Annotated in this window: 20 protein-coding genes and 1 tRNA gene; 10 read left to right on the top strand and 11 right to left on the bottom strand. The window is 72.2% G+C overall.

Annotation, left to right across the window (positions count from 1 at the left end):
- Positions 1–409: 409 nt before the first annotated feature.
- The 3 genes from ACQEVU_RS55310 to ACQEVU_RS55300 all read right to left on the bottom strand — a co-directional run bounded on the left by ACQEVU_RS55310 (position 410) and on the right by ACQEVU_RS55300 (position 3,047).
- On the bottom strand, positions 410–1,390 hold the full coding sequence (locus tag ACQEVU_RS55310; RefSeq protein WP_433339264.1) for a ribose-phosphate diphosphokinase: 981 nt from the start codon (positions 1,388–1,390) through the stop codon (positions 410–412).
- 30 nt (positions 1,391–1,420) lie between these two features.
- A complete protein-coding gene (gene glmU, locus ACQEVU_RS55305) occupies positions 1,421–2,929 on the bottom strand; it encodes a bifunctional UDP-N-acetylglucosamine diphosphorylase/glucosamine-1-phosphate N-acetyltransferase GlmU (RefSeq protein ID WP_433339263.1) in 1,509 nt (502 codons plus the stop codon).
- Positions 2,930–2,972: 43 nt separating this feature from the next.
- Positions 2,973–3,047: transfer RNA gene (locus tag ACQEVU_RS55300), tRNA-Gln, on the bottom strand.
- 232 nt (positions 3,048–3,279) lie between these two features.
- Here ACQEVU_RS55300 and ACQEVU_RS55295 point away from each other — a divergent pair.
- Both ACQEVU_RS55295 and ACQEVU_RS55290 read left to right on the top strand, forming a co-directional pair.
- Complete coding sequence (locus tag ACQEVU_RS55295; protein WP_433339262.1) at positions 3,280–4,257, top strand: acyl-CoA desaturase; 978 nt, start codon at positions 3,280–3,282, stop codon at positions 4,255–4,257.
- A gap of 77 nt (positions 4,258–4,334) precedes the next feature.
- Entirely contained in the window at positions 4,335–4,937 is a 603-nt protein-coding gene (locus ACQEVU_RS55290; RefSeq protein WP_433339774.1) for a TetR family transcriptional regulator, read from the top strand.
- On the opposite strand, the gene ACQEVU_RS55285 is transcribed toward ACQEVU_RS55290, so the two are convergent.
- The 6 genes from ACQEVU_RS55285 to ACQEVU_RS55260 form a co-directional block, all read right to left on the bottom strand.
- Positions 4,918–5,304 carry a hypothetical protein gene (locus ACQEVU_RS55285; RefSeq protein WP_433339261.1) on the bottom strand — a complete coding sequence of 129 codons (387 nt, stop codon included), beginning with the start codon at positions 5,302–5,304 and terminating at the stop codon, positions 4,918–4,920. The two genes, ACQEVU_RS55290 and ACQEVU_RS55285, sit on opposite strands and share 20 nt — an antisense overlap.
- 162 nt (positions 5,305–5,466) lie before the next feature.
- Positions 5,467–5,937 (bottom strand): DUF4383 domain-containing protein, encoded by a 471-nt coding sequence (locus ACQEVU_RS55280; RefSeq protein ID WP_433339260.1) that lies wholly within the window; start codon positions 5,935–5,937, stop codon positions 5,467–5,469.
- Between the two features lie 20 nt (positions 5,938–5,957).
- Complete coding sequence (locus tag ACQEVU_RS55275) at positions 5,958–7,754, bottom strand: ABC-F family ATP-binding cassette domain-containing protein (RefSeq protein WP_433339259.1); 1,797 nt, start codon at positions 7,752–7,754, stop codon at positions 5,958–5,960.
- Positions 7,755–7,782: 28 nt separating this feature from the next.
- Complete coding sequence (locus ACQEVU_RS55270) at positions 7,783–8,730, bottom strand: 4-(cytidine 5'-diphospho)-2-C-methyl-D-erythritol kinase (RefSeq protein ID WP_433339257.1); 948 nt, start codon at positions 8,728–8,730, stop codon at positions 7,783–7,785.
- A gap of 9 nt (positions 8,731–8,739) precedes the next feature.
- Positions 8,740–9,594, bottom strand: a complete 855-nt coding sequence (gene rsmA, locus ACQEVU_RS55265) for a 16S rRNA (adenine(1518)-N(6)/adenine(1519)-N(6))-dimethyltransferase RsmA (protein WP_433339773.1) — start codon at positions 9,592–9,594, stop codon at positions 8,740–8,742.
- Positions 9,585–10,442 (bottom strand): TatD family hydrolase, encoded by an 858-nt coding sequence (locus ACQEVU_RS55260; protein ID WP_433339255.1) that lies wholly within the window; start codon positions 10,440–10,442, stop codon positions 9,585–9,587. Before ACQEVU_RS55260 ends, rsmA begins: the two co-directional genes overlap by 10 nt.
- Positions 10,443–10,523: 81 nt before the next feature.
- On the opposite strand from ACQEVU_RS55260, the gene ACQEVU_RS55255 reads away from it, so the two are divergent.
- A complete protein-coding gene (locus tag ACQEVU_RS55255; RefSeq protein WP_433339253.1) occupies positions 10,524–11,705 on the top strand; it encodes a hypothetical protein in 1,182 nt (393 codons plus the stop codon).
- Positions 11,706–11,809: 104 nt separating this feature from the next.
- Here the strand turns inward: ACQEVU_RS55255 and metG are convergent, their stop codons facing one another.
- Positions 11,810–13,573 (bottom strand): methionine--tRNA ligase, encoded by a 1,764-nt coding sequence (metG, locus tag ACQEVU_RS55250; RefSeq protein WP_433339251.1) that lies wholly within the window; start codon positions 13,571–13,573, stop codon positions 11,810–11,812.
- A gap of 108 nt (positions 13,574–13,681) precedes the next feature.
- Here metG and ACQEVU_RS55245 point away from each other — a divergent pair, with 108 nt between their 5' ends.
- A complete protein-coding gene (locus ACQEVU_RS55245) occupies positions 13,682–14,806 on the top strand; it encodes a hypothetical protein (protein WP_433339249.1) in 1,125 nt (374 codons plus the stop codon).
- A gap of 148 nt (positions 14,807–14,954) precedes the next feature.
- The gene (locus ACQEVU_RS55240) at positions 14,955–15,344 is read left to right on the top strand and encodes a hypothetical protein (protein WP_433339247.1); all 390 of its coding nucleotides are present in this window, start codon (positions 14,955–14,957) and stop codon (positions 15,342–15,344) included.
- A gap of 10 nt (positions 15,345–15,354) precedes the next feature.
- On the opposite strand, the gene rsmI is transcribed toward ACQEVU_RS55240, so the two are convergent.
- Positions 15,355–16,221: a 16S rRNA (cytidine(1402)-2'-O)-methyltransferase gene (gene rsmI / locus ACQEVU_RS55235; RefSeq protein WP_433339245.1), complete on the bottom strand. Its 867-nt coding sequence runs from the start codon at positions 16,219–16,221 to the stop codon at positions 15,355–15,357.
- Between rsmI and ACQEVU_RS55230 the strand changes: the two genes are divergently transcribed.
- The 5 genes from ACQEVU_RS55230 (at position 16,176) to ACQEVU_RS55210 (ending at position 23,838) form a co-directional block, all read left to right on the top strand.
- Positions 16,176–17,783 carry a dolichyl-phosphate-mannose--protein mannosyltransferase gene (locus ACQEVU_RS55230; RefSeq protein ID WP_433339243.1) on the top strand — a complete coding sequence of 536 codons (1,608 nt, stop codon included), beginning with the start codon at positions 16,176–16,178 and terminating at the stop codon, positions 17,781–17,783. The two genes, rsmI and ACQEVU_RS55230, sit on opposite strands and share 46 nt — an antisense overlap.
- A gap of 89 nt (positions 17,784–17,872) precedes the next feature.
- Positions 17,873–19,060, top strand: coding sequence for a PP2C family protein-serine/threonine phosphatase (locus ACQEVU_RS55225; protein WP_433339241.1), 1,188 nt, complete (start codon positions 17,873–17,875; stop codon positions 19,058–19,060).
- A 25-nt stretch (positions 19,061–19,085) separates the two neighbouring features.
- Positions 19,086–19,577, top strand: a complete 492-nt coding sequence (locus tag ACQEVU_RS55220; protein ID WP_433339239.1) for a MarR family transcriptional regulator — start codon at positions 19,086–19,088, stop codon at positions 19,575–19,577.
- A gap of 784 nt (positions 19,578–20,361) precedes the next feature.
- Complete coding sequence (locus ACQEVU_RS55215; protein WP_433339237.1) at positions 20,362–23,106, top strand: LuxR C-terminal-related transcriptional regulator; 2,745 nt, start codon at positions 20,362–20,364, stop codon at positions 23,104–23,106.
- 57 nt (positions 23,107–23,163) lie between these two features.
- Positions 23,164–23,838 carry a PP2C family protein-serine/threonine phosphatase gene (locus ACQEVU_RS55210; RefSeq protein WP_433339235.1) on the top strand — a complete coding sequence of 225 codons (675 nt, stop codon included), beginning with the start codon at positions 23,164–23,166 and terminating at the stop codon, positions 23,836–23,838.
- Positions 23,839–24,093 lie beyond the last annotated feature (255 nt).

Here is a 24,093-nt window from a genome sequence, read left to right as displayed (position 1 = left end):
CTCCTGATGCGGTTTCTGACGGCGGGCACCGGACGGCGCGACCGGTAGGTTGTCTGGTGCGGTGCTCGGGCGAGGGGGCGCACGGGGCAGAGGCCCGGAGCACCGCGTCGATCACGGAGCCCGATCGGCCGTCATGCCGGTTCCTGTGTGGCCGCCGGGGTGACATTCACCCGGCGGTCACACAGGAACCGCACGCCCGGCCCGATGAGCACCCTCGCCGTGGCAACCGCACTAGCTTACCCGAGGCCCGGAGCCCTGCTAACACCCTCCCCGCCCGGTTGTGCTCATCACGCCGGAGTGTCAGCCGATCGCCCGGCCCGACGACGCTTTCAGTGTGAGCGCAGCGAGCATGGGGGTCCGGGGTGAGAACCCCCAGGACCCCCGAGCGAAGCGAGCGCAAACGACGCTTTCAGCTCAGACCGCCGAAAAGGGTCGTGACGGATCCGTCGTCGAACACCTCGCGGATGGCCCGGGCCAGCAGCGGGGCGATCGACAGCTGCGTGATCTTCTCGACCTTGCGGTCGGCCGGCAGCGGCAGCGTGTTGGTCACCACGACCTCGCTGATCCGGCTGGCGTCCAGCCGCTCGCAGGCCGGGTCGGACAGCACCGGGTGGGTCGCGGCGACCACGACCTCCGCCGCGCCCTCGTTGAACAGGATGTCGGCCGCCGAGACGATCGTGCCGCCGGTGTCGATCATGTCGTCGACGATCAGGCAGACCCGCCCCTCGACCTCGCCGACGACCCGGTTCGCGACCACCTGGTTGGGCTTGCTGGGGTCGCGGGTCTTGTGGATGAAGGCGAGCGGGCAGCCGCCCAGGCGGTCGGTCCAGCGCTCGGCGACCCGCACCCGGCCCGAGTCCGGGGCGACGACCGTGATCGGGCGGCCCGCGTACTTGGCGTCGATGTGGTCGGCCAGCGTGTTCATGGCGAACAGGTGGTCGACCGGGCCGTCGAAGAAGCCCTGGATCTGCGCGGTGTGCAGGTCGACGGTGAGGATCCGGTTGGCGCCGGCCGTCTTGAGCAGGTCGGCGACCAGGCGGGCCGAGATCGGCTCGCGGCCGCGGTGCTTCTTGTCCTGCCGGGCGTACGGGTAGAAGGGCAGGACCACGGTGGTCCGCTTGGCCGAGCCGCGCTTGAGCGCGTCGACCATGATCAGCGTCTCCATAAGCCAGTCGTTGATCGGGGCGATCATCGACTGGACGACGAACGCATCCGAACCGCGGACGCTTTCGCGGTACCGGATGAAAATCTCACCGCTGGCGAAGTCGTACGCCTCCATCGGGGTCGGGTCGACCCCCAGCACGGCGCCGATCTCCTCGGCCAGAGCGGGGTACCCCCGGCCGGAGAAGAGCATGAGGTTCTTGCGGTTCTCCGAACTGATGCTGGCCATGGATTGCCGCTCCCGATCTCGTGGTTGCGCTCATTGTTCGTCGAGAGGCGGCGCTTCGCCCACTTGACCGGCGCCGACGTGGTTTTGTTCACCACTGGCGGCCTCTTGCGCCGCGCGCGCAGCCTCGGCGGCGGCACTGCCGGCCCGCTTACGCTCGACCCAACCCTCGATGTTGCGCTGCGGGGCCCGCGAGACGCCGAGCGCGCCCGGCGGCACGTCCTTGACGATGACGCTGCCCGCGGCGGTGTAGGCGCCGTCGCCCACGTGGACGGGCGCGACGAACATGTTGTCGGCGCCGGTGCGCGCGTGCGCGCCGATCACCGAGCGCTGCTTGCGCACGCCGTCGTAGTTGACGAAGACGGTGGCGGCGCCGATGTTGGAGTGCTCGCCGATGCTGGCGTCGCCCACGTAGGACAGGTGCGGGACCTTGGCGCCCTCGCCCAGGGTGGCCGCCTTCGTCTCCACGAACGTGCCGACCTTCGACTTGCGACCCAGCTGCGAGCCGGGGCGCAGGTACGCGAACGGCCCGACGGAGGCCTCGGGCCCGATCTCCGAGGAGACGGCGTGGGTGCGCACGACGGCAGCGCCCGCGCCGACCACCACGTCGATGAGCGAGGTGTCCGGGCCGACCACGGCGCCCTCACCGATGCTGGTAGCGCCGCGCAGATGGGTGTTGGGCTCGATCACCGCGTCGCGCTCGAGCGTCACGGTCACGTCGATCCAGGTGGTGGCCGGGTCGATGATGGCCACCCCGGCGCGCATCCACTCGTCGTTGATCCGGTCGCGCATGATGGCCCGCAGCGCCGCCAGCTCGGCGCGGTCGTTGGCGCCGAGGGTCTCGGTGGCGTCGGGGGCGCGGTGGGCGACGATCGGGGCGCCGGCCGCGGCCAGCAGGCCGATGACGTCGGTGAGGTACTCCTCGCCCTGGTCGTTGTCCGTGGAGAGCTTGCCGAGCATCTCGCGCAGGGCGGCCGCCTCGAAGACGTACGCCCCCGAGTTGATCTCCCGGATGGCCCGCTGGGCCGGCGTGGCGTCGCGCTCCTCGACGATCGCGGCGAACTCGCCGCCCCGGTTGCGCACGATGCGCCCGAGCCCGGTGGGGTCCTCGACCTGGGCGGTCAGCACGGTGGCCGCCGCCTTGGTGTTCTCGTGCGTGTGGACCAGCGCGGCCAGCGTGTCGGGGCGCACCAGCGGGATGTCGCCGTTGAGCACGACGACGGTGCCGGTCAGCTCATGACCTAGAAGATCGGGCATGGCCTCCAGGGCGATGCGCACGGCGTGGCCGGTGCCGCGCCGCTCCTCCTGGGTGACCGCCACCACCTCGGGTGCGACCTGGGCCAGGTGCTCGCGGACCTGCTCGCCGCCGTGTCCCACCACGACGGTCACGGTGCCGGTGCCCGCCTCGTCGCCCAGGAAGGGCTCAGCGGCGGCCAGCACGTGCCCGAGCAGTGTCCGGCCCAGCAGGGGGTGCAGGACCTTGGGGACCGACGACTTCATCCGCTTGCCTTCGCCGGCGGCCAGGATGATCACGTTTCTCACGCAGCGCTCCTCGACGGTGTCGGTGCGCCTCATCGTAGTCAGGTGGCTGGGGTGCCTGGATTCGAACCAGGACTGCGAGGCTCCAAAGGCCTGCGGGCTGCCGTTACCCCACACCCCATCACGCCGCACCGAAAGCCTAGCTTGCGCGTCGATCCCTTTTGCCCGAGGGGCGCGTTCCCTCACCCGGAGCCCGACTCAGCCGATCAGGTGAAGTCGGCGGCCGGACGAAGATCACATGAAGCACCGGGTAATCGACTTGACACCAGCTTCGTATGGCCAACCTACGCCCCCGTAAGTTACGGTGACGTAGGCGTAGCCCCCGCCCGGCGACGAGTCCACTGAGAGGTGCCATGTCCGTATCGGTCCTTGATCCAGAGACCAGCGAGAGCCCCGACCGGGGCCCGAAGCCGCTTACCGAGGGCAAGCAGCACCCCGGGATCATCGTCGCGCTGTGGGGCTTCGTCGTCCTGCCGTTCGTCGCGCTGGTCGCCGCCGTGCCGGTCGCCTGGGGATGGGGCCTGAACTGGCTCGACATCGTCCTCGGCTTCGTGTTCTACGTGATCGGCGGCCTGGGCATCGGGACCGGCTTCCACCGCTATCTCACCCACGGGTCCTTCAAGGCCAAGCGCGGGTTGCGCATCGCGCTGACGATCGCCGGCAGCACCGCGATCGAGGGCGAGGCGACCCAGTGGGTGGCCGACCACCGCCGCCACCACGCGTTCTCCGACCGCGAGGGCGACCCGCACTCGCCCTGGCGCTTCGGCGAGTCCTTCGGCGGCCTGGTCAAGGGCCTCTTCTACGCCCACGTGGGCTGGCTGTTCTTCCGCGAGCTGGCCAACCGCGAGCGCTTCGCCCCCGACCTGATGGCCGACAAGGACATCCAGCGCATCGACAAGGCGTTCCCGCTGATCGTCACCCTCTCGGCCACCCTGCCCGCGATCATCGCCGGCCTGGTCACCTGGTCGTGGCAGGGCGCGCTGTCGGCGTTCTTCTGGGCCGGCCTCGTCCGCATCGGCCTGCTGCACCACGTCACCTGGTCGATCAACTCCATCTGCCACGTCTACGGCGAGCGGCCGTTCGAGACCCGCGACGGCGACAAGGCCAGCAACTTCTGGCCGCTGGCGATCCTGTCGTTCGGCGAGAGCTGGCACAACCTGCACCACGCCGACCCGACCTGCGCCCGCCACGGCGTCGACAAGGGCCAGATCGACATCAACGCCCGCCTGATCTGGATCTTCGAGAAGCTCGGCTGGGCCTCCGACATCCGCTGGCCGCGCCGAGACCGCCTCGACGCCAAGCGCGTGGCGGCTGGCACGATGAACGGGTGACCGAGCGCCCGGAGAACCACGAGCAACCGCGGCCGCCCGTCCCGCCGCTCTCGATCCCGACCAAGGGCCGGGTGCGGATGTCCTCCGCGCAGCGCCGGGAGCAGCTGATCTCGATCGGCCGGGCGCTGTTCGCCGAGCGGGGCTTCGACGCCACCTCCATCGAGGAGGTGGCGTCGCGCGCAAAGGTGTCCAAGCCGGTGGTGTACGAGCACTTCGGCGGCAAGGAGGGCCTCTACGCGGTCGTCGTCGACCGGGAGGTCCGCTCGCTGCTGGACCGGATCACCAACGCGCTGACCGCCGGCCACCCGCACGAGCTGCTCGAGCAGGCCGCGCTGGCCCTGCTCGACTACATCGAGGCCGAGACCGACGGCTTCCGGGTCCTCGTGCGCGAGTCGCCGGTGATGTCTCCGACCGGCAACTTCATGAGCGTGCTCAACGACGTGGCCCACCAGGCCGAGCACATCCTCGGGGCGGAGTTCAAGCGGCGGGGTTTCGACCCCAAGCTCGCCGAGCTGTACTCCCAGGCCCTCGTCGGCATGGTGGCGCTCACCGGCCGGTGGTGGCTGGAGGTGCGCAAGCCCAAGAAGGAGGTCGTGGCGGCGCACCTGGTGAACCTCGCCTGGAACGGCCTGTCCAACATGGAGGGCAAGCCGACGCTGGTCACCGGCGCGGGGAAATGAAGAACGGGCTGAGGTAGGCCACCGTCCGGCCCGCCTCGGCGAAGACCCCCTCGGCCCGCGCGCCGGCGGGCCGGGCCGGGTCGGCGATGCGCAGGACAAGCCACGCCCGCTCGTCGAGCGACACCCGCAGCCGCGCCCGGTCGCCGACGGCGAACTCGCACTCGGCGACCACGGACGGCATCGGGCGCCCCGAGCACAGCGCCTGCACCCGCAGCCGATGCCCGGTCCACTCCGGCGGCGCGGCGAAGTCCACCTCCACGGTCGCCGGGCCGCGCGCGGCGACCGTGCCGCCCATCGCGACGCCGCCCAGCCGGGCGTCGACGCTCAGGCCGCGCTCCCGGGTGGCGAACATGCGCCGGGCCGGCATCGCCGCGCGGACCCCGGCCCGGCTGCGCCGCGGCGTCCAGAGCCCGGTCCGGCCGAGCCCCTCGTGGAAGCCCCACCGGTCGCGGTGCTCACGCGCGCGCAGACGATTCGAGGCCCGGTCCGCGGGTGCGGTCCGGGCCTCGGGAAAAGGTGAGGCGCGAGGTCAGGCGACGCTGGCGCTGTGGTGCTTGTCCGCCTCGGCGCGCGCCGAGGCCGTCGGGCCCACGCGGTCGTAGAGGCTGGCGATGCCGACGATGCCGGCGAGGATGAAGGTGACGATCACGTTGACCATCGAGAAGGCGAAGACATTGGCCTCGGTCTGCATAACGGCCAGCGACCACATGCCGACGACGACCAGGACGATCCCGGCGAGCTGGTTGATCTGGTGGGCGACGTTGCGGCCGATGATGTTGGCACCGAGCACGACGACGCCGGCGATGATCGACAGCAGCGCGAACGCCGGGTTGGTGCGCAGGCCGAGGACCCATTCGGTCTCGTCACGCGTGAAGAACGGGGCGCCGGAGGTCTGCACGAAGCCGACCACGCCGAAGACCAGCATGTAGAGGCCCGCCACCGCGCTGAGCAGGCGGTACAGCGGCCGGAGGTGGTGGTTGATCGGAAAGTGAGCGGCCATGGTCCAATCCTAAAATGCCGTCACCCGGCGATCTCGGCCAGGGCGAGCCATTGCTCCTCGATCTCGGCCTTCTCCTGCTGTACCACCCGTAGCGCGGCGTCCAGCTCGGTGATCTTCGCGTAGTCGGTGGCGTGCTCGGCGAGCTGCGCGTGCAGCGCCTCCTCCTTCTGCGCCAGGCGGTCGATGCTGCGCTCCAGCTTGGCCAGCTCCTTCTTGGCCGCCCGCTGGTCCTTCTCGCTGGCCCGCAGGTCCGGGCCGCTCTGGGCGGGTGCGGCCTTCGCCGGCGCCGCCGGGCTGAACCCGGTCGGCTCGGCGACGCGCTCCAGGTACTCGTCGACGCCCCCGGGCAGGTGCACCAGCCGGCCGTCGCCGAACATGCCGAAGACGGTGTCCGCGACGCGCTCGACGAGGTACCGGTCGTGGCTGGCCACCACCAGCGTGCCCGGCCACGTGTCGAGCAGGTCCTCGAGCGCGGCCAGCGTGTCGATGTCCAGGTCGTTGGTCGGCTCGTCGAGCAGCAGCACGTTGGGCTCGGCGGCCAGCAGCCGCAGCAGCTGCAGGCGGCGCCGCTCGCCGCCGGACAGGTCGGCGACCGGGGTCCAGACCCGGGCGCCGGTGAAGCCGAAGACCTCGGCCAGCTGGGCGGCGGACAGCTCACGGTCGCCGAGCCTCACCCGCTTGGCGACCTCCTCGACCGCCTCGAGCAGCCGGAGGTTGTCGGGCAGCTCGCGCAGCTCCTGGGACAGGAACGCGGGGCGGACCGTGGTGCCGCGCACCACCCGGCCGCCGTCGGGCTCGCGCACGCCGGCGAGCACGCGCAGCAGCGTGGTCTTGCCCGCGCCGTTGGCGCCCAGCACGGCGACGCGGTCGCCCGGGCCGACGAGCCAGTCGGTGCCGTCGAGCAGGCTCCGCTCCCCCGCCTGCAGCCGCAGCCCGTCCAGCTCGTACACCTGCTTGCCCAGCCGCGTCACGGCCAGGCGCTGCAGCGACACGGTGTCGCGGGCGGGCGGCACGTCGGCGATGAGCGCGTTGGCCGCGTCGATGCGGAACTTGGGCTTGCTGGTGCGGGCCGGCGGGCCGCGGCGCAGCCAGGCGATCTCCTTGCGCAGCAGGTTCTGCCGGCGGGCCTCGGTCTCGGCGGCGACCCGCACGCGCTCGGCCCGGGCCAGGGTCCAGGCCGCGTAGCCGCCCTCGTAGGAGCGCACGGTCGCGTCGGCGACCTCCCACGTGGTCGTGCACACCGCGTCGAGGAACCAGCGGTCGTGGGTGACGACGATGAGGGCGCCACGGCGCTGCAGCAGGTGCCGCGCCAGCCAGGCGATGCCGGCCACGTCGAGGTGGTTGGTCGGCTCGTCGAGGATGAGCAGGTCGGCCGGGCGCACCAGCAACGCGGCCAGCGCGACGCGGCGGCGCTCGCCGCCGGACATCGGCCCGACGGGCGCGTCCAGGCCCAGGTGCGGCATGCCCAGCCCGTTGAGGACCGTGCGCACACCGGCGTCGCCCGCCCACTCGTGCTCGGCCGCGAAGCCGGCGGGCAGCCAGGCCGTCCCGACGATGACGTCGCGGACCGACGCCGTGGGCGGCAGGTCCAGGCTCTGCGGGAGGGCGGCCACGCGCAGGTCGCGCCGGTGGGTGACCCGGCCGGCGTCGGGCTCCTCGGCCTTGGTGAGCATGCGCAGCAGGGTCGTCTTGCCGGCGCCGTTGAGCCCGACGATGCCGATCCGGTCGCTGTCGTCGATGCCGAGGGATACCTCGTCGAAGATGCGCCCGGCCGGGTACGTCTTGGAGACCTTGTCCAGGTTGACGATGTTGGCCACTACAGAACCCCAGCCATGACAAAAACCACTACAGAACCCGCGCGCCCGGTACGGGGCCGACGGCGGTGCGCACGGCGCGGCAGCATCGGCGATCCTCGAGGTCGGCGGCGATGAGCGCGGCATGGCGGGCGTCCTCGGCCAAAAACACGCAGGTCGGCCCAGAGCCGGAGATCATGCCGGCCAGCGCGCCCGCGTCAAGCCCGGCGTCGAGCACCTGCTGCAGCTCCGGGCGCAGGTGCAGGGCGGCGGCCTGCAGGTCGTTGGCCAGCTCGCCGGCGAGCACCTCGGGGTCGCGCTGGCGCAGGGCGGCCATGAGCCCGTCCGGCGGCCCGGCGTCGCTGTTCCCGCCGAGCTCGTCGAAGGCGCGGTAGACCACCGGCGTGGACAGCCCCTCCTCGGCCACCGCGAGCACCCAGTGCCACGCGTGCCCGCCGGTGAGGATCGGGCTGACCAGCTCGCCCCGGCCGGTGCCCAGCGCCGTGCCGCCGAGCACCAGGAACGGGATGTCGGAGCCGAGCGTCGCGGCGATGACGGCGAGGTCGTCGCGTGACAGCCCGGTGCCCCACAGCTGGTCGCAGGCCACGAGCGCGGCGGCCGCGTCGGCGCTGCCGCCGGCCAGCCCGGCCGCGACCGGGATCTGCTTCTTCAGGTGCAGCCGGGCGTGCGCGTCGTGGCCGGTCTCGGCGGCCAGCGCCCGGACGGCCCGCACGACGAGGTTGTCCTCGCCGAGCGACAGCTCGCCGGTGCCCTCGCCCTCCATCGTGAGCGTCAGCGTGTCGCCGCGGCGGGCGGTGATCTCGTCGTAGAGCCCGATCGCGTGGTACACCGTGGTCAGCTCGTGATACCCGTCCGGCCGGGCGGGGCCGACGTGCAGGTGGAGGTTGATCTTCGCGGGCACGCGCACTCGGACCGGTCCGTGCGCGGCCAGGCGCGGCCGGTCGAACTCCTCGTCCTCGGAGAAGAGCGGCTCGGTCACTGCTGCACCCTACCCGGACGTCCCCGCCGGGCGTCGCTGGCTCGCGATGCGCATGAAGTCGTCCACGGTGAGCTGCTCTCCGCGCAGGCCCGGATCGACGCCGGCGGCCCGCAGGATCCGCTCCGCCTCGGCGGCTCCACCCGCCCAGCCGGCCAGGGCGGCCCGCAGCGTCTTGCGCCGCTGGGCGAACGCGGCGTCCACCACCGCGAACGTGCCCGTTCTGTCGCCTTTGTCGGTGTCGTTGACGGTGAACGCGACCAGGCCGGACTCCACGTTCGGGACCGGCCAGAAGACCGAGGCCGGCACCTTCCCGGCCTGGCGCGCGGTCGCGTACCAGGCCAGCTTCACGCTCGGCACGCCGTAGACCCGCGACCCCGGCCCGGCGGTCAGCCGGTCGGCGACCTCCTTCTGCACCATCACCAGGCCCCGCCGCAGCGTGGGCACGGTCGCCAGGAGGTGCAGCACGACCGGGACGGCGACGTTGTACGGCAGGTTGGCCACCAGCGCCGTCGGCTTCACCGCCGACAGGTCCACCCGCAGCGCGTCCCCGGCGACGACGGTGAGCCGGTCGGCGCGCTCCGGCGCGAACTGCGCCACCGTCTCCGGCAGCGCCGCGGCCAGCGGCGGGTCGATCTCGACGGCGCAGACGGCGTTGCCGGCCTCCAGCAGCGCGAGCGTCAGCGAGCCGAGGCCCGGCCCGACCTCGAGCACCACGTCGTCCGCCGCCAGCTCGGCGGCCCGCACGATCCGGCGCACGGTGTTGGGGTCGTGCACGAAGTTCTGCCCGAGCTGCTTGGTGGGCCGGATGCCGAGCCGCTCGGCGAGCCGGCGCACCTCGGCCGGACCGAGCAGGGTCACGCCCAGCCGCCGAAGGCTCGGTCGCCGTTGGCGGAGATCGCGGCGCACAGCGCGTCGAGGTCGTGCCCGGTGACGTCGGCCAGCGCGCGCACGGTCAGCGGGATGAGATACGAGGCGTTGGGGCGGCCGCGGTACGGCATGGGCGTGAGAAACGGCGCGTCGGTCTCCACCAGCAGCCCGTCCAGCGGGGTGATCGCCGCCGCCCGGCGCAGGTGCGCGGCGTTGCCGAAGGTCACCGTGCCCGCGAAGCTCAGCAGGAAGCCCCGGTCGAGGCACTCCCGTGCGAACTCCTCGTCGCCGGAGAAGCAGTGCATGACGACCTGGTCGGGCGCGCCCTCCTCGTCGAGCACGGCCAGCACGTCGTCGTGCGCGTCGCGGTCGTGGATGACGAGCGTCTTGCCGTGCCGCTTGGCGATCGCGATGTGGGCCCGGAAACTTTCGTGCTGGGCCTTGCGCCCCTCCTCGCCGGTGCGGAAGTAGTCCAGCCCGGTCTCGCCGATGCCGCGCACCCGAGGGTGGGCGGCCAGCCGCTCGATCTCGCGCAGCGCCGCGTCGAGGTCGGCCAGGCGCGGCGCGTCGTTGGGGTGCAGCGCCACGGTCGCGACGACCGCCGGGTGCCGCCCGGCGACCTCGACGCCCCACCGGGACGACTCGACGTCGACGCCGACCTGCACGAGCCGGTCGATGCCGGCCGCCGCGGCGCGCGTGATCGCGTCCTCGACCGTCGACGGGCCGCCGTCGTTGTCATCCGCAAGAGTGATGTCGATGTGGGTATGGCTGTCGAGCACCGCGACCGGCAGCGGGTCGGGCGCGGGCGGGAAGGCGCCCTGGCGACTGTGTTTTCTCGCACTCATCGGGCTCAAGCATGCCACCCTCGGTTTGTCGTTTACACGCCGTTCACCGGGCCACAACCACCCGCACCTAGCGTCGCGGAAGTGACGGTAATTGGACACGCGGAAGGGTCCGCGACCCACAGCGTGACCATCGACGGGGTCGCCTACCCGGCCGAGGAGATCGCGCAAGGGGCAGCCTACGAGGTGTACGCCACCAGTGCCGCCCCGGGCTTCCTGCCCAACCCGCGGCCGGGCGCGCGGTGGCCGTATCGGCGCTTCATCCACGCGACGGAGGTCGCCTCGGCCCTCGACGGGCTGGAGGACGAGCCGCTGCTGATGCCGGTGACCCGCGCGCTGGACTGGGCGGCGATCCACCGGCTGAGCCAGACCCCGTCCGCCGCCGGCGCGCTCGCCCCGATCCGCCGCACCGCCGTCGTGCGCCGGGGCACCCGGATGATCAAGTTTCTCTCCGGGCGGCAGCTGCAGGGGTACCTCAAGGGCTGGCCGATCAGCGGCTTCTGCTACCGCGCCTTCGACGTGGCCCACCTGCGCACCCCCGAGGACCTCGCGATCCTGTCCGGCGAGTCCACCGGCGACGTGATCTTCGCGGTGCGCTGGCGCGCCGTGGACGCCCACGACTACGACGTGCCGCTGGCCGACAACTACGGCGGGCTGGTCACCATGCCGCCCCACGACCGGCTCGGCCCGCCAGTGATCGGCACGGGGTTCGCGCCCAGCGGCCGGCACATCGTGCCCGAGTTCGTCACCGCCGACCTGGCCGAGCTGCCCGTGCCGGCCAACACCTCGCTCGTGGCCTACACGGGCGACGGGACCGAGGTCACGCTGTACACGTACCTGCCGGAGCAGCGCGCCTGGAGCCGCATGCACGGCCCGCAGTGGCGCCACCTGCTGCCCAACCAGTCCGACCAGGAGTACTTCCCGGTCGACACGCCGCTGACCCGCTACATCGGCACCTACCGCGAGAACGTCTTCGAGGCGATCGTCGACCCGCCGGGCGAGTTCCGGGTGGCGGCGAAGACCCGCGCCGCGCGGTACCCGCTGGAGACCCTGGCCCGCCGGGTGCCCCGCGCCACCTGGCGCGACGCCCGCTGCACGGTGATCCGCCAGGAGGGCGAGTGGCTGCGGCTGCGCCTCTCCCGCCCGGACGGCGACCAGGTCGCCCGCCTGGGGGCCCACTGCGTCGAGCGCGGCCTGTACGAGGCGTGGGCGCCGGCCAACGAGGTGGCCGACGCCCACGAAAGCGATCACTGGTACTCGCTCTAGCTGAAAGAGCAGCCGGCGGCGCCTCCGGCGCGGCGGGGGGTTCCCACCCCGCACCCCCCCCATGCCCGCTCCTCGGGCACCTTTTACCGCGCTTTGCGCGCCGCTCAGCCTTGGAGGCGGGCGAGCTCCTCCTCGACGATCGACTCGTCCAGCTTCTTGAAGACCGGAGTCGGTGCCTCGAGCTTGGTGCCGGCCTCGATCGCGACGTGCTCCCACTTGCCGCCGACGCTGTAGTCGCCCATCAGCACCGGATAGGTCCGGCCGTTGTCCAGGTCCTCGACCTCGCGGATCTCCGGCATCGGGGCGTGCACGCCCACGCCGCCGAGCAGCTCGTGGATGCGCTGCGCGGCGTGCGGCAGGAACGGCGTGAGCAGCGTGTTGCAGTCCCGGACCGCCTGCAGCGCCACGTGCAGGACCGTGCCCATGCGGGCCTTGTCCTCCTTGAGCTTCCACGGCGCCTGGTCGGAGAAGTACTTGTTGACCTCGCCGACGACCCGCATGGCCTCGGTGATCGCGGCCTTCTGGCGGTGCTTGGCGAGCAGCTGCCCGACGGCGTCGAACCCGGCCCGCACCGACGCCAGCAGCGCCTCGTCCTCCGCGGTCAGCTCGCCGGCCGCCGGGATCTCGCCGAAGTTCTTGGCGGCCATCGAGATCGAGCGGTTGACCAGGTTGCCCCAGCCCGCGACGAGCTCGTCGTTGTTGCGCCGGCGGAACTCCGACCAGGTGAAGTCGGTGTCGTTGGACTCGGGGCCGGCCACGGCGATGAAGTAGCGCAGGGCGTCGGCGTCGTAGCGCTCCAGGAAGTCGCGCACGTAGATCACGACCCGTCGCGACGAGGAGAACTTGCGCCCCTCCATCGTGAGGTACTCCGAGGAGACCACCTCGGTCGGCAGGTTGAGCGCCCCGAGGGACTGCGGCTTCGGCCCGGAGTAGCCGAGCAGGATCGACGGCCAGATCACCGAGTGGAAGACGATGTTGTCCTTGCCCATGAAGTAGTACCCCTGGGCCTGCGGGTCCTGCCACCACAGCCGCCACGCCTCGGGCTCGCCGGTGCGCCGGGCCCACTCGATCGAGGCCGACAGATACCCGATCACGGCGTCGAACCACACGTAGATCCGCTTGTCGTCGCGGCTCTTCCACGCATCGAGCGGGATCGGCACGCCCCACTCCAGGTCCCGCGTGATCGCCCGAGGCTGCAGGTCGTCGATGAGGTTCCGGGAGAACTTCAGCACGTTGGGCCGCCAGCCCTCGCGCGTGTCGAGCCAGGCGTTGAGCTGGTCGGCGAACGCGGGGAGATCCAGGAAGAAGTGCTCGGTCTCCACGAACTGCGGCGTCTCGCCGTTGATCTTCGAGCGCGGGTTGATGAGCTGGTCGGGGTCGAGCTGGTTGCCGCAGTTGTCGCACTGGTCGCCGCGCGCGCTGTCGTAGCCGCAGATCGGGCAGGTGCCCTCGATGTAGCGGTCGGGCAGCGTGCGACCGGTCGACGGCGAGATCGCCCCGAGCGTGGTCTTCGCGATGATGTACCCGTTGTCGTACAGCCCGGAGAACAGCTCCTGCACGACCTGGTAGTGGTTGCCGGTCGTGGTGCGCGTGAAGAGGTCGTACGTCAGCCCGAGCCCGTGCAGGTCCTCCACGATGACCCGGTTGTAGCGATCGACCAGCTCCCGCGGGGTCACGCCCTCGGCGTCGGCCTGCACCTGGATCGGCGTGCCGTGCTCGTCGGTGCCCGACACCATCAGCACGTCGTGGCCGGCCATCCGCATGTAGCGGCTGAAGACGTCGGAGGGCACCCCGAATCCGGACACGTGACCGATGTGACGCGGACCGTTGGCGTAGGGCCAGGCGACCGCGGCGAGAACACGACTCATGACTGGCAAGCCTAATGACCCGCCCCGGGCTTCGGCGAACAGGTGGGATTCTCCCGACACGCGCCGGACGTCCGATACGTTGGCGATCGCCCGTTGTCCAATGAAAACGTGAGTGAAATGCCCGCCCGGCGGGGGTGGCGGGGCGAGGCCGCGGGAATCCCGCCGGTCCGCACCCCGGCGCCGCCGACCGTCCAGCCCGAGCCGCCGGCCACCGAGCCGGCCGCTGCGCCCTTCGCCGCATCCGCGGCGCCCGCTCCGGCGGTGACGGAGACCACGCGGCGGGCGCTCGCGCCGGCCGTGGTTCCCCGCCCGCCGGCCCTGCCCGGCGCCGAGCCGGGCCCGCGCCGGCCCCGGCCGGGCCGATCGGCCCGCGAACGTTCGGCGGGTGAACATTCAGCCGCCGAACGGTCGGTCCCCGAACGGCGGCACCTGGCGGCCCGGGAGCAATTCCCGCTGTGGCCCACCACGAGTACCGTCGCGCTCCACGAGGCGCCCGATCCCGTGGAAACACCCGGTGCCGTGCCGGAACCGCAGCCGGAGCCGCCGCTCGACGACACGGCCCGCCAGGCCGGGCGGAACGCGGTGCTGGAGCATCTGGCCGGGCAGCCGGAGCAGTTCGCCTGGACCGAACGATCCGCACCGGCTGAGCGGACCGAGCAGTGGCCGCCGCCGTCCATGCGGGTGCTGCGCGAGGCCCGCGACGAGCGGCGATCGGCGCCCGCCCGGCCACAGCGTCGGCCGCGGCGCACCCGGCCGCCGCGCGGGCCGCTGGCCGGGCTGTCCGCGATGCTCCTGCTCGGGCTGCTCGCCGGCTTCTTCGCCTGGACCAGCGCGGAGCCGTTCTGGCTGGACATGGGCCACCGCGTGCGCGGCACCGCCGAGATCACGGCGTGCCAGGGCGACGGAGTCCTGCGCCGCTGCCTGGCCGACTTCGCCGCCCCCGGCCGCGAACCGGTCGACGGCGCCCGGGTCTTGGGCCTCGACGGGGGCCCGGGCGCCTCGGTCGCCGCCGAGATGGTCCCGGGCGGCCGCACCGTCTACGCCGGCAACGAGTCCGGCCTGCGCGTGCGCTGGGCCGCCGGTCTCGGCCTCATCGCGCTGTGCGGCATCCTCCTGGCCTGGCTCACCGGCGCGTGGCGCTTCGGCCGCTTCCGCGACCGCCTGATCGCCTGGACCCTCACCGCGCTGGCCCCGCTGGTCCTCGGCGCGGCCATCGTCGCCGCCGCCTACTAGCGCCTGTTTCATTACTGAGGCGGGGCTGCGGCCGGCCCAGATTCCGCCTGGCGGCGTCCCGCGAAAGCCGGGTTACAACACCGGTAGCCAGGCTTCCGCGGGCCACCGCCAGACGAAATCTGGACTCGGCCTCGCTCCCACCCCAGTAATGAAACAGGCGCTAGCCCCGCCTACAGCCCCACGCCGTCGAAGGCGCGGCCGTGCTGGACCACGAGGTCGGCCGCCACCGCCTCGTGGTCCTCCCCGGCGAAGACCCGGCGGGCGCCGTCCAGGCGGCGGGTGGCAGGGCTACGAGCGGCCCGGCGAGCACCCGCTGACCGGTCGGCTCGGCCCCGACCTGGAGCTGTCCGACGGCACGCGCCTGGCCGAGCGGCTCCACGGCGGCCGGGCGCTGCTGCTCAACCCCAAGGCCGACGGCTACGAGGACCGGCTCGACCAGGCCACCGCCGGCGGCGCGGCGCGGATGCTCGTGCGCCCGGACGGGTACGTCGCCTGGGCCGGCGACACCGAGGACGAGGAGCCGGACCTGGCCCCGTAGCTGGGGGCGCCTACTTGTGCGCGATGACTGCCGCGTAGACGTCCCGCTTGGCCAGGTCGTGGCGGCGGGCCACCTCCAGGGTCGCCGCCTTGCGGTCGGCGCCGGCGGCGACCAGGGCGGCCACCTCGGCGGCCAGCGCCGCGTCGGAGGGGCGCTCGGCGGCGACCGGCGGCGCGCCGGCGATGACCAGCGTGATCTCGCCGCGGGCGGTCTCGGCCTCCGCGGCCAGGGACGCCAGGCTGCCGCGGCGGATCTCCTCGTAGGTCTTCGTCAGCTCGCGGCACAGCGCCGCGGGCCGGTCCTCGCCGAAGGCCAGGGCCATGTCCTGCAGCGTGTCGGCGATGCGGTGCGGCGACTCGAAGAAGACGAGGGTGCGGGGCTCGGCCGCGAGCGAGGCCAGGTACGCCCGCCGCTCCCCCGGCTTGCGCGGCGGGAACCCCTCGAAGCAGAACCGGTCGCACGGCAGCCCGGAGACCGCGAGCGCGGTGACGACGGCGCTCGGGCCGGGCGCCGCGGTCACCGGCACGCCGCGGGCGATGGCGGCCCGCACGAGCCGGAACCCGGGGTCGGAGACGCTCGGCATGCCGCCGTCGGTGACCACCGCGACGGTGAGGCCCTCGGCGAGCAGGTCGGCCAGCTCGGGCGTGCGCCGCTCCTCGTTGCCCTCGAAGTAGCTCACCAGCCGGCCGGTGATCTCGACCCCGAGATGCTGCGCGAGGCGCCCCAGCCGGCGCGTGTCCTCGGCCGCGATCACGTCGGCGGTCGCGAGTGTTTCACGCAGTCGCGGCGACGCATCCTCGGGATTTCCCAGCGGCGCTCCGAGCAGAATCAATGGCACATGTGCGATGGTGGCATCCCGCACCCTACGATCGCCCAATGACCTCGGGTGTGCTGACCCAAGCAAGCGAGCCGGAGAGCCCCGCCGCGACGCCGACGCTGCGCGCGGTGCCCGATATCGTCCGCCGCCGGCTCGCTCGGCCGCCGGCCGGGGGCATCAACTTCTGGCTGGTCGCGATATTGATCACCGGCATCGGCGCCCTGGTGCGGCTGGTGAACCTCGCGCAGCCGAAGGAAGTGATCTTCGACGAGGTCTACTACGCCAACGAGGCACAGGACCTGCTCCAGCACGGCGTGGAGTGGAACCCCGAGGACAACACGCCGCAGTACGTGGTCCACCCGCCCGTGGGCAAGTGGATGATCGGCATCGGCGAGCAGCTCTTCGGGTACAACTCCTTCGGTTGGCGCATCTCGGCCGTCACCGTCGGGGTCATCTCGATCCTGTTGATCGTCATCGCGGCCTACCGGCTCTTCCGCTCCACGATCCTGGCCGGCGCGGCCGGGCTGCTCATGTCGCTGGACGGCATGCACTTCGTGCTCTCCCGCGTGGCCCTGCTCGACATCTTCCTGATGTTCTGGATCGTGGTGGCGTTCTTCTTCCTGGTCCTGGACCGGGAGCAGCGAAGGGCGCGGCTGCTGCGCGCGCTGGAGGACGGGCACGAACCCGACCGGCCGGGCCCGCGCCCGCGGCTGGGCTACCGGTGGTACCGCCTGTTGTGCGCGATCTCGCTTGGCCTCGCCTGCGGCGTGAAGTGGAGCGCGATCTACTACGTGCTGATCTTCGCGGTCGCCATGGTGCTGTTCGACATGAGCGCCCGCCGCAGCGCCGGGTTCAAGCACTGGGTGGCCGAGGGCATCTGGACCGATGGGGCCATCTGGTTCCTGGGCACCTTCGCGATCGCGTTCGTGGTGTACGTCAACACGTGGTGGGGCTGGTTCCTCTCCGACAACGGCTACTTCCGGCACTGGTACGCCGAGACCAACGGCCTTCCCCACGACCGCTGGTTCGACCCGCTGCTGAACCTCTGGCACTACCACGAGGAGGCGTACAAGTTCCATACCGGCCTGAGCACGCCGCACCAGTACCAGTCCTGGCCCTGGCAGTGGCTGCTGCTGGGCCGGCCGGTGGCGTTCTACTGGGACCAGAGCGGGCCGTGCGGCGCGTCCAGCTGCGCCGCGGAGATCCTGCTGCTCGGCACGCCGCTGCTGTGGTGGTCGTTCCTGCCGGCGCTGGTCGCGCTCGTGTGGCTGGCGATCGCCCGCCGCGACGGCCGGGCCTGGCTGATCCTGGCCGGCGCCCTGACCGGCATCGTGCCCTGGTTCAACGAGATGCCCGAGCACCGCACGATGTTCTACTTCTACGCCCTGCCGGCCGAGCCGTTCCTGATCCTGGCGGTGGTGTACGTCCTCGGGGCGATCATCGGGCCGCCGCGCAGGCTGCGCCCGGCGAGCGACCAGCGGATGATCGGGGCGATCATCGCCGGGGCGTACGTGCTGCTCGTGGCCGCCTGTTTCGCCTATTTCTATCCAATCTACGCAGGCGAGAGCATTTCGTACACGAGCTGGTTCTCGCGCATGTGGCTTGGATCCCGATGGGTGTAGCCGCACCGCAGTAGTGGGTATCTGAAGAGTCGAAGAACCCGCCTTATATTATTTGCCGCACGGCAAGCAAAGGCTGGCGAAAGGCTCGCATGTCCGGCGTTGGCTCCATCGAGAAGGCCCTGCGCATCGCTCCACCGGATCGGCTGGTGGAGACCCTCGACGCATATCTCAGCGCGACCCACGGCACGAAGTTCAGCACGGTGTGGCTGGCCGACTATCGCACGACCACGCTCTCGCCGTCCGGCATCGACATGTCCGACACGGTCGGCGACCAGCTGGCCCCGGCGACCCGCGCGTTCGCCAGCCAGGAGCCGGTGCAGGAGGCCCGCGAGGGCCAGGCGCTGGCCCGGCTGTACCTGCCGGTGACCGCCTGGGGCGAGCGCGTCGGCGTGCTCAGCGTCGGGCTGGACGCCGACCGGCTGCCGGCGGAGCGCCCGCGCCTGGAGGAGCTCGCCGACGCCTTCGCGATCGCGCTGGCCGCGGCGTACCGGCGCACGGACCGCTACCACATCGACCGCCGCCGCACCGGCCGGCTGACCATGGCCGCCGAGATGCAGTGGGACCTGCTGCCGGCCCGTGGCTTCGAGCAGCCGGGCCTGAAGTTCGCGGGGCAGCTCGAGCCGGCCTACGCGGTGTGCGGCGACCACTTCGACTGGTCCATCAACGGCGACTGGCTGACCGTGACCGCGCTCAACGGGATGGGCACCGGGCTCGAGGCGGCGATGCTGACCACGCTCGCGGTCAACGCCATGCGCAACGCCCGCCGCTCGATCCCGGCCGGGCAGAGCAGCCCCGGGGACCTCGCCGACCAGGCGGTGCTCGCCGCGGACGCGATCTTCTCGCAGTACGGCGGGGCGCGGCACCTCGCCACGCTGCTCCTGTCGCTGAACGCGAGCACCGGCGAGCTGCGCATGATCGACGCCGGCTCGCCCCGGATGGTGCTCGTGCGCGGCGGCCAGGTGCGCGACATGCCCCTGGATCCGCAGCTACCGCTGGGGATGTTCGGCGACACGCGATACGTCGAGGAGCGCACCAACCTGCAACCCGGCGATCGGCTCTTCATCCTCAGCGACGGAGTTCACGCCGCCGCCCGGCCGAACGAGCCGACGTTCGGTGAGCGGGAGTTGAGCCGTGCCATACGATCGACCCGGTTGCAGCCTCCGGCCGAGGCGGTCAGCAGCGTCATGCGCAGCCTTCGTGACTATCACGCGGGCACCGAGTTCGCGGACGATGCCGTGATCATCTGCCTGGACTGGTCGCCCCGAGCCGACCCGTGACGCCCGCCGACACCCGGAGGACAACGTGCGGACCAGACCCTCACCGCACCCGTCTGGCCATGACGACCTGACCGCCGCCGCGGCGCTGGTCGACGCGGCCGGCCAGGCGCTGGTCCTCGCCACGAGCGCGGCCAACGACAACTCCGGCGTGTCCGCGGCCCAGCTGCGCGTCCTCGGGGTCGTCGACCAGGCCGGCTCGGTCAACCTGACCCAGCTCGCCGTCGCCCTGCATACGGCGCCGTCCTCGGCCAGCCGGCTCTGCGACCGCCTGGAGGCCGCCGACCTCCTGCGGCGCACCGCCGACGAGCGGGACCGCCGGGAGGTCTGGCTGGTGCTCACCCCGAGCGCGCGCCGCCTGCTCGACGGCCTGGGCCGGCAACGGCAGGAGACCATCGCCGCCGTGCTGCGCCGCATGCCGCCCGACGATCGGGCCGCGCTCATGCAGGGCCTCGCCGCGTTCGCGCGGGCCTCCGGCGTGCCGCTGGCCGAGGACGACGCGGCCGCGCAGGCCAGCTGACGCTTGCGCCCCACCGCACCGCGTCGGAGCGATTGCACCGACCGGGTTCGACGCCTGTTTGCGCCCCGCGTTGTGCGGGTTGCTCGACCGCGCCTCGTTCGCCCGTCCGTCACGACACGACCCGGCTGGGCGGTTCGTGCCGAAATGCCGGGCCTTTCTGCCTGCAAATTGCAGATTGGCACGCGTTTGAGTGAGGCTCGAGCGATCCTCCAGCAGTTTCACTGATGACAAGCTTGTAATTCTAGGTAGCGAGCCGGGGCTGGAGCCGTATTTGTTGAGTAGCGCCGGTAGATGATCTGAGTACTTGCCGTCACAACACGCCACAGACATCAGTAATCGAGGGATCCTGGGCGGGGTTGCGGGGCCTAGCACCCGGGTTGGGCCGATTGATACCGGCAGCGGCACTGGAGCCAGTCGTTGCCAATGTCACGCTGTGTAGTCAACCGCCACCAGGTCTCAAGTCACGCGGACAGCAAAACCGGGCAAAATCCTCCGTTCGCCGCCTGCGGTGCGCACGAAGTGTTCACTGCAACCCTGCAACATATTGATGAATATCGAACTATAAGCCACCCAATCAGGGAAAACCGGGGGCAGCTCCACGCTCTTTTAGATCGACATAGATGAATGGAGCCCTCCACGAAACGCGCTTCGAGTTCTAAGGTGTTCGACGTCGGCAGATGGCCAATCAGCGAGGGAAAGGTGCCAGTCCGGGGCACGTCGTAGACCCGCGATTTCGGGAGAGACCGTGCAAACCAGTCACCACGGCGAGACCACGCTTGACAGATTGGCGCACAACGACGCCGCCGAGCGCTTCCTCGGCTCGTCGAGCTGGGCCGCGACGGTCCGACCCCTGGAGGTGCGGCCGGCTCCGGCCGTGGCCGAGCTCACGGGCGACGTTGCGCACCTGCCCGGGGTACACCTGGAGCGCGGACGACTGCTCGACCAGCTGGACGCGGCGGTGGAGCTGCCGGTGACCCTCGTCTGCGCGCCCACCGGGTGGGGCAAGACGGTGCTCGCCACGTCGTGGCTGCAGACGGCCCGGCTCCACGGACGCACGGCCTACGTGCGGTTCGAGCCCAACTGCGGCGCGACGGCGTGGCGGCAGATCACGGACGCGCTGACCGCGGCCGGCATCGCGCTCGACCCGGCGACGTACGCGTGGAGCAACGGCCGGCTGTACGAGCGCGCGGTGGTGGTCCTCGACGACCTGCACAACGTCACCAACCGCACGGTCCTGCGCCGCATCGAGCGCCTGATGACCCGCCTCGGCGAGCGGATCAGCTTCCTGCTGCTGGCCCGCAGCGAGCCGCCGCTGTCGCTGTACCGCTGGCGGGTGCGCGGCCAGCTCACCGAGCTGCGCTCCGACCACCTCGCCTTCTCCCAGGCCGAGCTCGCCGGCCTCGCCGAGCGCTTCGACGTGCGGCTGGCCCAGCACTTCCGGTACGCCCTGTGGCACGTGACCGAGGGCTGGCCCGCGGCGGTCGCGGTGGCGCTGTCGGCGATGGTCGGCCGCCACGAGCCCGAGCGGATCGTCGCCGACCTCGTCGCCGGCGAGGCCGGGCTGAACGAGCAGGTGGGGCTGACCGAGTACGTGCAGCGGGAGATCCTCGCCCACCTCGACCCCGACGTGTACGACGTCATGCTGCGCACGTCGATCGTGGAGACGGTCTGCCCGGGGCTCGTCGAGGCGCTCACCGGCAGCCGCAACGGCGCCCGGCAGCTCGCCCAGGCCAGCCGGGCCAACGCGCTGGCGACCTTCTACGGCGGCTCGCACTCGTGGTACCGCTACCGCCGCCTGCTGCGCTCGGTCCTGCGCGCCGAGGTGCACACCACGCTCGCGGCCGAGGAGCGGGGCCTGCACCGGGCCGCCGCCGGCTGGTACGCGGCCAACGGGCTGCCCGGCGACGCGGTCGTGCACGCGGTCTTCGGCGCCGACTGGGTGAGCGCCGAGCGATTATTTCTGCAGTACTGGCCGGAGCTCTGCGGGTCGGGGCCGCGCGCAATGGCGCCGCGGACCGGCCCGCACCCTCCAGCGGACATCGCCGACCGCCCGATGCTCGCCTTCGCGCTGGCCATCTGCTGCCGCGACACCGGCGACACTGCCGGCATGTCGGCGTTCATCCGGCTGGGTGAACGGGCTCTGGGCGAGTCGCCGAGCCCGCTGGACGCCGAGATCCTGGCGGGCGCGCGGCTGGCCGAGGCGATGGCGGCCGAGGACCCGGAGCGCTCCCGCGACGCGGCCGCCCGGCTGCTGCTGCGCATCGAGGAGGCGGCCGGCGAGCACCTGTACGCCGACGCCGCCGACGCCGCGCGCTCGGCCGCGTACCTGTCCGTCGCCGGCTCCGGCATCGCCTACGACGAGCTCGACGACGCCGACGCGGCCCTCGAGACCGGCGCGGCGCTGGCCCGCAAGTCCGGGTTCAACCTGCTCACCGTGCAGGCCAACCGCCAGCAGGCGCTCATGCACCTGTTCCGCGGCCGGCTGTCCGCGGCCGCCGCGTGCGCCCGCCGGGTGCTCGACGGCAGCCGCGACGCGGGCATCGACGAGTCGCGCAACATCAGCTACGCCCGGCTCGTACTCACGGCCGTCTGCCGCATCCGCGGCCAGCTCGACGAGGCCCGGTTCCACATCGACGAGAGCGTCACCGCCGAGGCACAGCCCGACCCGCACGGCTGGGTCAGCGGCGCGATCAGCCTGGCCCAGCTGCTCTTCGACGCCGACGACCTGGCCGGCGCGGCCGAGGCGCTCGACCCGCTGCTGGGCAGCCGGATCGGCACCATGCCGCCGACCGCCGAGGTCTCGGCCCGGGTGCTGCACGCCGACCTGTGCCTCGCCGAGGGCCGGCTGGACAAGGCGCACGCAATCCTCGACGAGCTCACCCGCCGCTGGCCGCGGGCCGAGCTGGTGGCCCTCGGGGACGCCCGGCTCAACGTCGCGCTCGGCCGCCCCCAGGTCGCCGCGCGCGTGCTGGAGGAGGTGCTGGCGGCGCAGCCGGCCTCCCTCGTCACGACGGTGTCCGCGACGGTACTGCTGGCCCAGTCCCTGCGGCAGCTCGGCGACCTCGCCGGCGCCGCGGAGCAGATCGAGCACGCGCTGCGGCTGGCCGCGCCCGAGGGCATCCGGGCGCCCTTCCTCGGCCACGGCGTGTGGATCGCCGAGCTGCTCGACGCGCCGCCGCCGGCGCCCCTGGAGCAGCCGTCCGCCTCGCTGCCGGCGGAGCATCCGTCCGCCTCGGCGTCGCTGGAGCGGCCTTCGGGTGAGACGAGTTCGCCGACGGCGGTTTCGTCCGCGGCCTCCGGGGGCGACGGGTTCGAGGTCGCCGCCGGGCAACTGGCCGAGCCGCTGACAGAGCGGGAGACGCTCGTGCTGCAGTACCTGCGCAGCATGCTGTCGATCGCCGAGATCGCCACCGTGCTCAGTGTTTCGGCCAACACGGTCAAGACCCACGTCCGGCATGTGTACCGCAAGCTGGGCGTCAGCCGCCGCCGCGACGCCGTGCGAAAGGGAAGGGAGCTGAGCCTCATCTAGGCTCTCACCCGCCTCAGGCGAGCCGCCGGGGCCCGCGCCGGGGACAGGATATGCGGCATGGCTATGGCGGTGCGGGAGCAGGTCAACGGGGTCCGGGTGGGCGTGCGGTACGCCGCCGCGGACCACGCCTCCAACCTCGGGGGTGACTGGTACCTCACCACCCCGCTGCCCGGCGGGGACGTGATGCTGGCGGTCGGCGACGTGATGGGCCACGGCCGCGCCGCCGCCGCGACGATGGTGCAGCTGCGGGCGGCGATGACGCGCCTGGCGCTGGCCGGTGACGAGCCCGGCGCGATCCTGGCGGCCCTCAACCGGATGCTGTGCCGCCGGCCCAACACCACTCTGGCGACGGCCGTCTGCGGCCGTTTCCGCCCCGCGGACCACACGCTGACGTGGTCGCGCGCCGGTCACCTGCCGATCCTGCGGGCCAACGCGGCCGGCGTGACCGCGCTGGCCCAGCCGGCCGGCATGGCACTCGGCGTCGACCCGGCCGCCCGCTACGCCACGGCGCGCGCGGTCGTGGAAGCGGGAGACTTGCTGCTGATGTACACCGACGGCGTGGTCGAGCAGCGCGACCAGGCCATCGACCAGGGCGTGCAGCACCTCGCCGACGACGTGCGCCTCGCGATGCGCGTGTGCGCGCCGGGCGAGCGCCTGCGCACCGCGCTCGACCTCGCCCACCGCGGCAACCCCGACGACGACGCCTGTCTGCTGGCCGCCGAGCCCGCCTGAGGCCTGCCGTTTCGCCACCCGGCGCTTCACCCATCGAGGGTGATCCCCATTCACCCGCCTCGCTCGAAGTATGTCCTCAAGGCACGACACGTTGCCGACTGAGGCAGGCGCCGATGTCCGGCGAGTGCGGAGGCCGGGGGATCCGCCCATGTCCGCGGGAGGGATCAACCGGCACCGAGCGAGCCGGCGCGGAGGGGTCTGCGCCGGTGTCCGGTACCGCGGGCGGCGGGACCGGACACCACGGGTCGGGCCTGT

Source organism: Dactylosporangium sp. CA-139066 (assembly GCF_050936175.1).
GTDB lineage: Bacteria > Actinomycetota > Actinomycetes > Mycobacteriales > Micromonosporaceae > Dactylosporangium.
The sequence above is the reverse complement of the archived record's forward strand: the minus strand, read 5'-3'. Positions and strand labels throughout refer to the sequence as shown.

Excerpts from the sequence above, each read along its gene's own strand:
- ACQEVU_RS55310 (WP_433339264.1), bottom strand. The coding sequence starts at position 1,390 with ATGGCCAGCATCAGTTCGGAGAACCGCAAGAACCTCATGCTCTTCTCC.
- ACQEVU_RS55210 (WP_433339235.1), top strand. The coding sequence starts at position 23,164 with ATGGCTATGGCGGTGCGGGAGCAGGTCAACGGGGTCCGGGTGGGCGTG.
- ACQEVU_RS55290 (WP_433339774.1), top strand. The coding sequence starts at position 4,335 with ATGTCCTCCGCGCAGCGCCGGGAGCAGCTGATCTCGATCGGCCGGGCG.
- ACQEVU_RS55295 (WP_433339262.1), top strand. The coding sequence starts at position 3,280 with ATGTCCGTATCGGTCCTTGATCCAGAGACCAGCGAGAGCCCCGACCGG.
- ACQEVU_RS55280 (WP_433339260.1), bottom strand. The coding sequence starts at position 5,937 with ATGGCCGCTCACTTTCCGATCAACCACCACCTCCGGCCGCTGTACCGC.
- ACQEVU_RS55225 (WP_433339241.1), top strand. The coding sequence starts at position 17,873 with ATGTCCGGCGTTGGCTCCATCGAGAAGGCCCTGCGCATCGCTCCACCG.
- ACQEVU_RS55230 (WP_433339243.1), top strand. The coding sequence starts at position 16,176 with ATGGCACATGTGCGATGGTGGCATCCCGCACCCTACGATCGCCCAATG.
- ACQEVU_RS55285 (WP_433339261.1), bottom strand. The coding sequence starts at position 5,304 with ATGCCGGCCCGGCGCATGTTCGCCACCCGGGAGCGCGGCCTGAGCGTC.
- ACQEVU_RS55240 (WP_433339247.1), top strand. The coding sequence starts at position 14,955 with ATGAAACAGGCGCTAGCCCCGCCTACAGCCCCACGCCGTCGAAGGCGC.
- ACQEVU_RS55260 (WP_433339255.1), bottom strand. The coding sequence starts at position 10,442 with ATGAGTGCGAGAAAACACAGTCGCCAGGGCGCCTTCCCGCCCGCGCCC.
- metG (WP_433339251.1), bottom strand. The coding sequence starts at position 13,573 with ATGAGTCGTGTTCTCGCCGCGGTCGCCTGGCCCTACGCCAACGGTCCG.